Origin of the sequence: Streptomyces bobili (assembly GCF_002154575.1) — a bacterium.
Classification (GTDB): Bacteria; Actinomycetota; Actinomycetes; order Streptomycetales; family Streptomycetaceae; genus Streptomyces; species Streptomyces bobili.
The window spans coordinates 18,856-28,174 of the sequence record NZ_MUBA01000212.1; the positions used below are offsets into that span (position 1 = coordinate 18,856).

A 9,319-nucleotide genomic window follows, 5' to 3' on the forward strand; every position below is an offset into this window, starting at 1 on the left:
CCGTCGGATCAGATCTCGTCCAGGCCTTCCTCCCGGCGGATCATCCGCCAGGCCGCGCGGCGGGCGCTGCGGTCGAGGTTGGACTTGAAGTCCCGGTCCGCGCCGAAGTAGCGCTTGCCGAGGGTGTCGATGGTGGAGACATGGTCCATCATGTTCTCCTCGAACTTCTTGTCATAGACGAGGCCGAAGTTCTCCTCGTCGTTGACGAGGGCCGCGGCACGGACCTTCGGGTCCTGGTTGGTGAGGTTGAAGACCGGCAGAAGGTCCTGCTCGGTGAAGTCCGTACCGAACTTGGCGTTGAACTTCTCGATCAGCTCGGACAGCAGTGACTTGTCCGCGTCCTTGGCGCCGCCCACCCCGTCGCCGAACCCCTTGAGTTCGGCCGCACCTTCGGGGGTGAGGGACACGTCGTGCTCGCCGGTCTTCTGGACGCGCAGGTGACTGAGGTCGACCTCGCCTATGTCGACTCCGCCGTCCGCGAGTCGGGGGAGACGGTTGAGCAGGTAGCGCCCGTAGAGATACAGGCGCTCCAACTCCGGGTCCTGGTACGGCACGATCTGCGCGAGGAAGCCGTACTTGCGGACGTAGTCGGTGAGGTTGGCGCGGAACTCCTCGGCCGTTTCGACGCCGTCCTCGTCCTCGCCCTCCAGGAGCTTGGTGAAGCGGATGACCGCGGGGGACAGGAGCCGGTACAGCTCGGCGTGCAGCTTCTCCCACTTGGACTGGGAGCCGGCCGCCTTCTCCTGTGCCTCGAAGTACGCGGCGACGAACTCGTCCATGTCCTGCTCGGAGATGACCGGCGCTGACATGACGCGGCTCTGGGCCGTGTAGAGGAGGTTGGGGTCGGAGGGCAGGGTGTGCGCCTCCTCGAAGTACGGGCGGAAGGCGTCCTGTATGTCCTCGGCGTCGTTGACGAAGTCCAGTACGGCGAGGTCGGCCTGGGACTTGCGTTCGGCGGTCCGGTTGAGGCGGGAGAGGGTCTGCACGGCGGCGATGCCGGTCAGTGTCTTGTTGACGTACATCGTCGTCAGGAGCGGCTGGTCGAAGCCGGTCTGGTACTTCTCGGCGACGACCAGGATCCGGTACTCCTGCTGGCCCTTGCCGCCGGCCTTCGCGGCCTTGTCGTCGGCGCGGGTGTAGTCGAAGGCCTTGGGCAGTGCGCTCTCCGAGATCCCGCCGTTCTCCTTGACCTCGGTGGTCTCCTCGCCGTCGATGGTGAGAGACCCGGAGATCGCGACCAGGACACGGAGGTCCGGGTACTTGGTGTCGTAGTCGCGGTCGGCGATGTAACTCCGGATGGCGCGGGCCATCTGTACGGCGGAGTGGCGCGACGCCGTGACCACCATGGCCTTGGCACGTCCGCCGAGCCGGCCGCGGGTGTGGGCGACGAAGTGCTCGACGATCACCTGGGCGTGCTGCGACACCGTGTGCTCGTGCATGAGCGCGAACCGGGCGAGCAGGCTGTTCGCCTTGGAGGGGTCGACCTCCTTCTCGTCGCGGTTGAGGTTCGCGAGCTTCCAGTAGGTGTCGTAGGTGACGTAGTTGCGCAGGGGGTCGAGGATGAAGCCTTCCTCGATGGCCTGACGCATGGAGTAGGTGTGGAAGGGGCGGTAGACGGGCTTGCCGTTCTCCACGCCTTCCGTGCCGAAGAGTTCGAGGGTCTTGGACTTGGGTGTGGCGGTGAAGGCGAAGTAGGAGAGGTTGGCGGCGGCGGAACGTTCGACCGCCTTCGCCTTCAGCTTCTCGTCGACGGTGACGCTGGTCGCGCCGTCCTCGTCCGAGTCGGCGTCCAGGCCGAGGTCCCGCAGAGCCGACTTCACGGCGGTGGCGGCGTCGCCGGACTGGGAGGAGTGCGCCTCGTCCACGATGATCGCGAAGCGGGTGCCCTTGATCTCGGTGGGGTTGCGCTTGATGTAGTCCAGCAGTGCCGGGAATGAGTGCAGGGTGACCGTGACGATCTTCCCCGTGTCCCGGGAGAGCGCGCGGGCGAGCTGCTCGCTCTTCGCGCCGTGCTTCTCGTCGACCTTCACGACCAGGCCGTCCGTCTGCGAGAAGCTGCCGACGGTCGCCGCGAGCTGGGCGTCCAGGGCGCGCCGGTCGGTGATGACGATGACCTTGTCGAAGACGGGCTCACCCGGCTTGATACGGCCGTCGGCGAGAGCATCCGGTCGGAGCACGTGCGGATCCGTGCGGGCGTGCAGGTCGCTGAGGCGGTGTGCCAGCCAACCGATGGTGTTCGACTTGCCGGACCCGGCGGAGGCCATGATCAGGTAGTTCTGGCCGGCACCGTGGACGGACGCGTGCGCGGTGAGCTTCCGGACGACGTCCCACTGGTGGTAGCGGGGAAAGATCGTCGACTTGGTCGTGCCGCCGCCGGGCGTCTTCGTCTTCTGCTGGTGCACGAAACGCTGGAGGAGATCGAGCCAGTTGTCCCGTTGCCAGACGTGTTCCCAGAGGTAGGACGTGGCGTACGTGCCGTGGGCCGTGGGCGCCGGGTTTCCGGCCCCGCCGGGCTGGCCGGGGCCGTTCGAGCCGGTGTTGAACGGCAGGAACTGGGTGCTCTTGCCGCGCAGTTGCGTCGTGACGAAGACCAGGTCCGGGTCCACCGCGAAGTTGGCGATCACGCGCCGCGTGAAGATCAACTCGGTCGGGTCGCGATCGGTCCGGTACTGCTCCTTGGCCTGCTCGACGCCCTGCCCGGTCAGCGGGTTCTTCAACTCGGCCGTGGCGACCGGGATGCCGTTGAGGAACAGGGTGAGGTCGAGGCGGTGACCCCAGTCAGCCTGCTTGGTGGCGTAGGGGACTTCGCGGACGACGGTGAGGCGGTTGGCGCGGTAGCCGTCGAGGACGGATTCGGCGGAGATCAGGTTGGGCCTGAAGTAGGCGACGCGGAGCCGGACTCCACGGTCCTTGACGCCGTTCCGGAGGACGTGGAGCAGCCCGTCATCGGCGATGGCCCGGTCGAGACGCTGCGCGAAACCGCGCTGTGCCTCGTTGGGGTTACCGCCGTAGACGGTGAGGAGCTCGTTCCACTCGTCGGGCTGCGACTTGCCGATGAAGGTGAACAACTCGTTGGTGTCGAGCCCGAGGTCGGCTCGGTAGTCCTCGGGGTTCGCCTCCCGCCAGCCTCGCTCGCAGAGGGCGGCGACTATGGCGGACCCGAAGGAGGACTCGTCGTGCACGGGGCTCATACGGTTACTCCTTCGGTTACGTTGCGACCGCTGGCGGTGGATACGTCGAACTGGCCGGTTACGGCGGCGGTGATTAGGGCTTGGCGGCGTTCGGCCAACAAATCAAGCTGGCGCTCGCAGGCGTCGATGGCCGCCTTGGTCCGCTTCCAGGATTGCCGATACTCGGCAACAACGGATCGTTGCTTCCGTAGTTCCGGCATGGGTAGCAACGCAGCTTTTACAATGTCTAGATTGATCATCGAGCGGGTAGAGCCTCGACCCTCGATCGCGCTGGCGCCGACGGGCGACGACAATAGTAGGGCGATGAAGTCGGCGTCGGCCGTTTCCGTTTCTAGGCGCGCCCGGAAGCATTTTCCCTTTACGATCGCCGGCCCGAGATCCGGGGCCACACAGGCGCGTCCAGCGTGATTTCTGGCGTCTCCCAGACCGGCGATTAGAACGTCCCCGGGACTGACCTTGTGGTATTGGAATTGCCGGTACAGGCTCATTGGAATGTGCGCCTGATCGGTCGGCCTGTATTCCGCGAAACCGATATTCCCGAGCCGTACGACTGCCGCGCCCTCGTCGGTGTAGTCGGCGCTGGAAAAGGCACTTCCAAACGGACCGTCGATGACGGAGCGTATGACGCGGCGCAGCGGAATCACCGGTCCGGCAGTTGCGTCCAGGACCTCTTGGAAGTGCGACCACCGGCGTGAGATAAGGAGAGCCTGCTGCTCGCGGCGCAACTTCGCTACATGGTCGAGGGATGTGATCTCGGCGTCGAGGAAGTCGGCGATGCGGCGCTGCTCCTCCTCTGCCGGGAAGGCCCAAGGGGAAGCGAAGAACGCTCCGGTGTCGAGGTTCTGGATGCCAGTCGTCTGCTTGATCGCGGCCTGACTCAGGCCTTGCCCGTACGCCGCGGCGAACACGTAGTTCAGAAACCGGGAGTCGACGTCGGCGGACGGCTTGATGCGCGCACAGAAGTTGGAGCAGACCGCCTTGGCAGTGTCGGTGAACAGGACAGCCATGCCCACGGGCTGCTTCTCGCCACCCCCGGACTTCTCGAGAACAAGGTCACCGGGACGCAGGAGGTGTTGGCGAAGCGACGAGGGATCCACGTAGCGCAATGGCGCGTTCGAGAGGTCTGCGCGACGGCTCAGGCGTTCGAAATCCGCAGCACGGATGCAGGGGACGTCGTTGCCGTCCTCGACTGGGTCACCGCCCCAAGTGCCGTTCGTTGACGTAGAAATGAGATCCTTGAGACGCCCACGATTCCAGTGAGCGGGTGCTGAGCGGAGCCACTGATCGACGCTGGTCATTCCGTGACCTCCCCCAGCAGACCCTGGATCTCCGCTTCCAGCGCCTTCAGTTCCGCGTCGATCTCGCTCAACGGCCGTGGCGGCTCGTACACATAGAAATGCCGGGTGAACGGGATCTCGTACCCGATCTTCGTCTTGCTATGGTCGATCCACGCATCCGGTACATGCGGGTGGACCTCCCGCTCCAGGTGCTCCTCGACGTCCTCACCCAACGGCACGTTCTCGTTGTCCCGAAGCTCAGCATCCGGCTCGGGCTGCCCCTTGACTCGCTGGACCTCACCCTCCGGGTCCCGTACCCCGATGACCTCCCGCAGCGCCTTGTTGAACGGCGCGCCCGTGGGCCACAGCTCGCCGGCCTGTGCCATCGCGTCCTTCAACGCCAGCCAAGCCTCCTGCTTCGTCCCCCAGCTCGTTCCCATCAAGGACTTGAAGGCGTCCGCCAAAGCCGAAGCCTGCGGCAGCTTCTGGATGACCTTCGACGCCTCCAGCCCCGCCAGCGTCTCCTCCGTCACCTCGAACCGCAGCCTCAGCGGGCGCTCCACCGTGATCCGCTGGTACCCGAAGTCCTCGTTCGAGAAGACCTTCACCTTGCCGTGCAGCGGGTGTTCTGCATCGTCCGCCACCGCCAGCGCGTCGCCGTACAGCTTGACCACCGTCGCGATGTGGTCCTTGCTCAGGGCCTTGCGCTTGTCGCCGAGTGACTTGCGCATCTTCTGCCACTGGTCGCGGGCGTCCAGCAGCACGACCTTGCCCTTGTGGTCCGGATTCTTGCGGTTGGTCAGGATCCAAAAGTACGTCGAGATGCCGGTGTTGTAGAAGAGCTGGTCGGGCAGGGCGACGATGGCCTCCAGCCAGTCGTTCTCCAGGATCCAGCGGCGGATCCCCGACTCGCCCGAACCTGCCGCGCCCGAGAAGAGCGGCGAGCCGTTGAAGACGATCGCCAGGCGCGAACCGCCCCCGCCGTTGACGTCCACCGGCTTCATCTTCGAGATCATGTGCTGGAGGAACAGCAGCGAGCCGTCGTTGATGCGCGGCAGGCCCGCGCCGAAGCGGCCGGCCTCGCCCAGCGACGTGTGCTCGGCCTCGACGTCCTCCTTGACCTTCTTCCACTCCACGCCGAACGGCGGGTTGGCCAGCATGTAGTCGAAGGTCTTGCGGGCGTGCCCGTCGTCGTTGAAGGAGTTGCCGAAGGCGATGTTCTCCGGGTTCTGGCCCTTGATCATGAGGTCGGACCGGCAGATCGCCCAGGACTCGGGATTGAGTTCCTGCCCGTACACCTCCACCGTGGCGCCCGGGTTCAGGTCGGTGATGAGGTCGTCCATCGCGGAGAGCATGCCGCCCGTGCCGCAGGCTGGGTCGAGGACCGTGCGCACCGTACCGGGCAGTTGGAGTCCGTCGCCGTCCGGAACGACCAGCAGCCGGACCATCAGTTGGATGACCTCACGCGGGGTGAAGTGCTCGCCGGCCGTCTCGTTGGACTGCTCCGCGAAGCGGCGGATCAGTTCCTCGAAGATGTAGCCCATGTTGTGGTTGGGCACGATCTCGGGGCGCAGGTCCAGGTCCGTGAACTTGCCGATGACCTTGTAGAGCAGTCCGGCGCTGTCCAGCCGCTTGATCTGCTGCGCGAACTCGAAGCGGTCGAGTACTCCCCGCGCGTTGTCCGAGAACGCCCCCACGTACACCAGGAGGTTCTGTGCCGCGTTCTGCGGGTCCGCCGCGATCTTCTTCAGGGTGAGGCTGGACTTGTTGTAGAAGGAGTGGCCCGCGGCCCGGCGCAGGAAGCGGTCCGGGTCGATCCCGCTGTCCTTGTGCTGGGCGACCGCCTCCGCGACCTTCTCCCGCGTCGGCTCCAGCACGCACTCCAGGCGCCGCAGCACTGTGAACGGCAGGATGACCTTGCCGTAGTCGGACTGCTTGTAGTCCCCCCGCAGGAGGTCGGCGACGGACCACGCATGGTTCGCCAACTCCGTGTGCTTACTGCTGTTCAACTGAACCCCGAGTTCCTTCCTGAGATGTCCCGCCCCCACCGCGCCGCAGAGCGAGCCGCGCGGGTGCCGACAAGTGTGGTCTATGTGGATGAAGGTCCGTATGTCCAATGCGGTTAATCGGCACCGTGCGGGTGAGCTGCCGCGTTCCGGCCCGGAAGCAGTTGGCCCCCGGTCAGCCCGCCCGCCAGCAGCCGTGCCGTGTCCTCCGCCAGCCGTGTCGCCCGCTGCGCCTCCGCCCGGAGTGCGAGCACGTGCCGGAACGCCTCCCCGTACCGCCGCTGCTCCTCCAGCGGCAGCAGGGGCACGCGCAGTCGGCCGGGGCTGACCGTCAGGACCGTACTGCCCGTCGACGCGCCCGCGATGTTCTCCTCCGCGCCCAGGAACCCCGCCAGGAACCAGGCGTCCAGGCGTGCCGGGTCCGGCCGGAAGAGGTGGACGTGAGGGCCGAGCAGCGCGCCGGCGTCCTCCTCGCCCGCGACCCTGGCCATCGGGCCGTCGCCGCCCGCGACCGCACGTACCAGGACGTCTCCGACCGCGACCAGCGGCGCCACGACGCTGCGCAGCTCCGCCGCGTCGCCCGTGGGGCCCGACCCGTGTGCGATGTCGGAGCCGGTGAGGACCGCGCGGGCGGCCTCGGGCGCCTCGGTCGGCCCGTCCCCGCCCGCCACAGGGCCGCCCCGTCCGCCCTCCGGCACCGTCCGCAGCAGAGTCAGCGCGCCACCGCGTGACAGGTCGGCCGCCGTCGCCGTCCGCCACTCGCGTGCCGTGGCGCCCGCGCTGCTCCACTCCTCGTGACCGGCCGCCCGAGCGAGGGACTTCGCGGCCTTGACGAGGTTCTGGCGGGTGGCGTCGACCTCCGCCGACAGCTCCGCCGGATCGACCTCGGCCCGCGACGCCCGTACGAGACGCGCCGGGGTCAGATCCACCACGTCGTCCAGCAGGTCCACCACGCCGACCGCGTGCGCGACACCGGGTTCGCCCTCGAACGCGTCCGGGCTCGTCGTGAACGCCTGCCACGCCCCCATGACCCGTGCTGTGAGCTCGGTCCAGTCCAGGGAAGCGGACCGACTCGTGCCGCCGCGGGTGCGGGTGGCGCCGGCCGTACCGCCGTCACCTGCCCTCGCTCCCGCCCACGCCCCCGCGCCCGTCTCCGCCGTGTCCACGAACAGCACCGACTTGCGCTCGGGGCCGCCCGGCTCGGGCCGTTGGAGTACCCAGATCTGGAGACCGACGTGCAGCGGCACCGACGCGCCGACCGGCAGGGCGATCACCGCGCGCAGAGCCCCGCCGCGTACCAGCTCCGCCCGTACGCGACGGCCCGACGCGCGGCCCGCCGTGGCCGGTGGGAGGATCAGGGCCGCGTAGCCGCCGGGGGTCAGGTGCGAGAGGGCGTGCTGCACCCACGCCAGCTCCGATTCGGCGCGGGGCGGGACGCCGTACGCCCAGCGGGGGTCGTACGCGAGTTCGTCGTGGCCCCAGTCCCGGACGCCGAACGGCGGGTTGCACAGCACCGCGTCCGCGACGAGGCCGGGGAAGGCGTCCGCGCGGAGGCTGTCGGCGGCGCGCACGGTGACCGTGGCCTCCGGGGCCGTCAGCATCAGGCTGACGGCGCTGCGCCGGGCCTGCACGGGGAGCGTGTCCTGGCCGTACAGCTCGCGGGCGCCCCGTCGGGCGGCGGCTGCCAGGAGGGTGCCGCTGCCGCAGGCCGGGTCGAGGACGCGGGCCGGCGATCCGGGGATGAGGATCAGCCCGGCCAGCAGGTCCGCGAGCGGTTCGGGGGTCCGGTACGCGCCGGACGCGGCGCTGTCCTCCAGCTCCCGCTCGGCGAGCACACCCAGCGCGGCCTGGCCGCCCTCGTCGCGTACACACGCGTACAGCGCGCGCAGCACCGGCGCGTCGTCCGCCTTGAAGCGGACGGCGTCCCCGGCCGGTACGGCGTCGGCCGCGGTCGTGGTCGCCACGTCGTGCTGCGCGCGGGTGACCAGGTCCGGGTCCGGGAGCAGTGCGGCGGCCGACAGTTCCTCCGGTGATCGGCGCGCCGCCGCGAGTACGAGGAGGAGGAGATCCGAGGTTCCCCCGCCGCTCTGCGCGTGCAGGCGGAGGGTCGTGCGCAGTTCCTCCGACGGGCTCGCCGCCGAGACATGGCCGCGCGAGGCGAGCCAGGAACGCACGGACTCCAGGTCGTACAGCGGGCTGCTGTCCGTGCCGCCGGACGGCGCCGGGAAGTCGTCATGCCGACGACGCCAGTTGCTGACCGTGGCGCGCGTGACTCCCGCGATGCGGGAGATCTCGGCGGCGGTCACCTGGGCGGATGACTGGGGCATGAGTGGGGTCCTGGCTCTCTGGCTCTCGGCGGCGGACGTCAACAAACTACAGCACTCGTCAAATCTGTCAACGTGATTGACGATGCTTTCAGTGCCATGCTTATCTGGCAACGCTTCCGCACTGAACGTCGACTGCGGAGAGCGCTCATCCGTCATGCCCGTACTCGGTCGCACCCTGCGCCGGGGCCTGCTGACGGCGCACGGAAGCGGCTCACCGCCGTACCGACTCGCTCAACCCAGCCGAACCGAACCCAACCGAACTGGACGGAGCTCGACCCATGACCACCCCGACCCCGCACCCCGGCGCAGGGTGCGACCGAGTACGGGCATGACGGATGAGCGCTCTCCGCAGTCGACGTTCAGTGCGGAAGCGTTGCCAGATAAGCATGGCACTGAAAGCATCGTCAATCACGTTGACAGATTTGACGAGTGCTGTAGTTTGTTGACGTCCGCCGCCGAGAGCCAGAGAGCCAGGACCCCACTCATGCCCCAGTCATCCGCCCAGCTGACCGCCGCCG

Annotated in this window: 4 protein-coding genes; all 4 read right to left on the bottom strand. The window is 68.0% G+C overall.

Annotated elements, in window-relative coordinates; translation table 11 throughout:
• Nucleotides 1-8 precede the first annotated feature (8 nt).
• The 4 genes from BZL64_RS18330 to BZL64_RS18345 all read right to left on the bottom strand — a co-directional run bounded on the left by BZL64_RS18330 (nucleotide 9) and on the right by BZL64_RS18345 (nucleotide 8,801).
• The gene (locus BZL64_RS18330) at nucleotides 9-3,191 is read right to left on the bottom strand and encodes a type I restriction endonuclease subunit R (protein ID WP_086770272.1); all 3,183 of its coding nucleotides are present in this window, start codon (nucleotides 3,189-3,191) and stop codon (nucleotides 9-11) included.
• Complete coding sequence (locus BZL64_RS18335; RefSeq protein ID WP_143663198.1) at nucleotides 3,188-4,489, bottom strand: restriction endonuclease subunit S domain-containing protein; 1,302 nt, start codon at nucleotides 4,487-4,489, stop codon at nucleotides 3,188-3,190. The genes BZL64_RS18330 and BZL64_RS18335 overlap by 4 nt, the downstream gene beginning before the upstream one ends.
• Nucleotides 4,486-6,477 carry a type I restriction-modification system subunit M gene (locus tag BZL64_RS18340; RefSeq protein WP_086770274.1) on the bottom strand — a complete coding sequence of 664 codons (1,992 nt, stop codon included), beginning with the start codon at nucleotides 6,475-6,477 and terminating at the stop codon, nucleotides 4,486-4,488. The genes BZL64_RS18335 and BZL64_RS18340 overlap by 4 nt, the downstream gene beginning before the upstream one ends.
• Before the next feature lie 113 nt (nucleotides 6,478-6,590).
• Nucleotides 6,591-8,801 carry an N-6 DNA methylase gene (locus tag BZL64_RS18345; RefSeq protein ID WP_208639464.1) on the bottom strand — a complete coding sequence of 737 codons (2,211 nt, stop codon included), beginning with the start codon at nucleotides 8,799-8,801 and terminating at the stop codon, nucleotides 6,591-6,593.
• Between the last annotated feature and the right edge of the window lie 518 nt (nucleotides 8,802-9,319).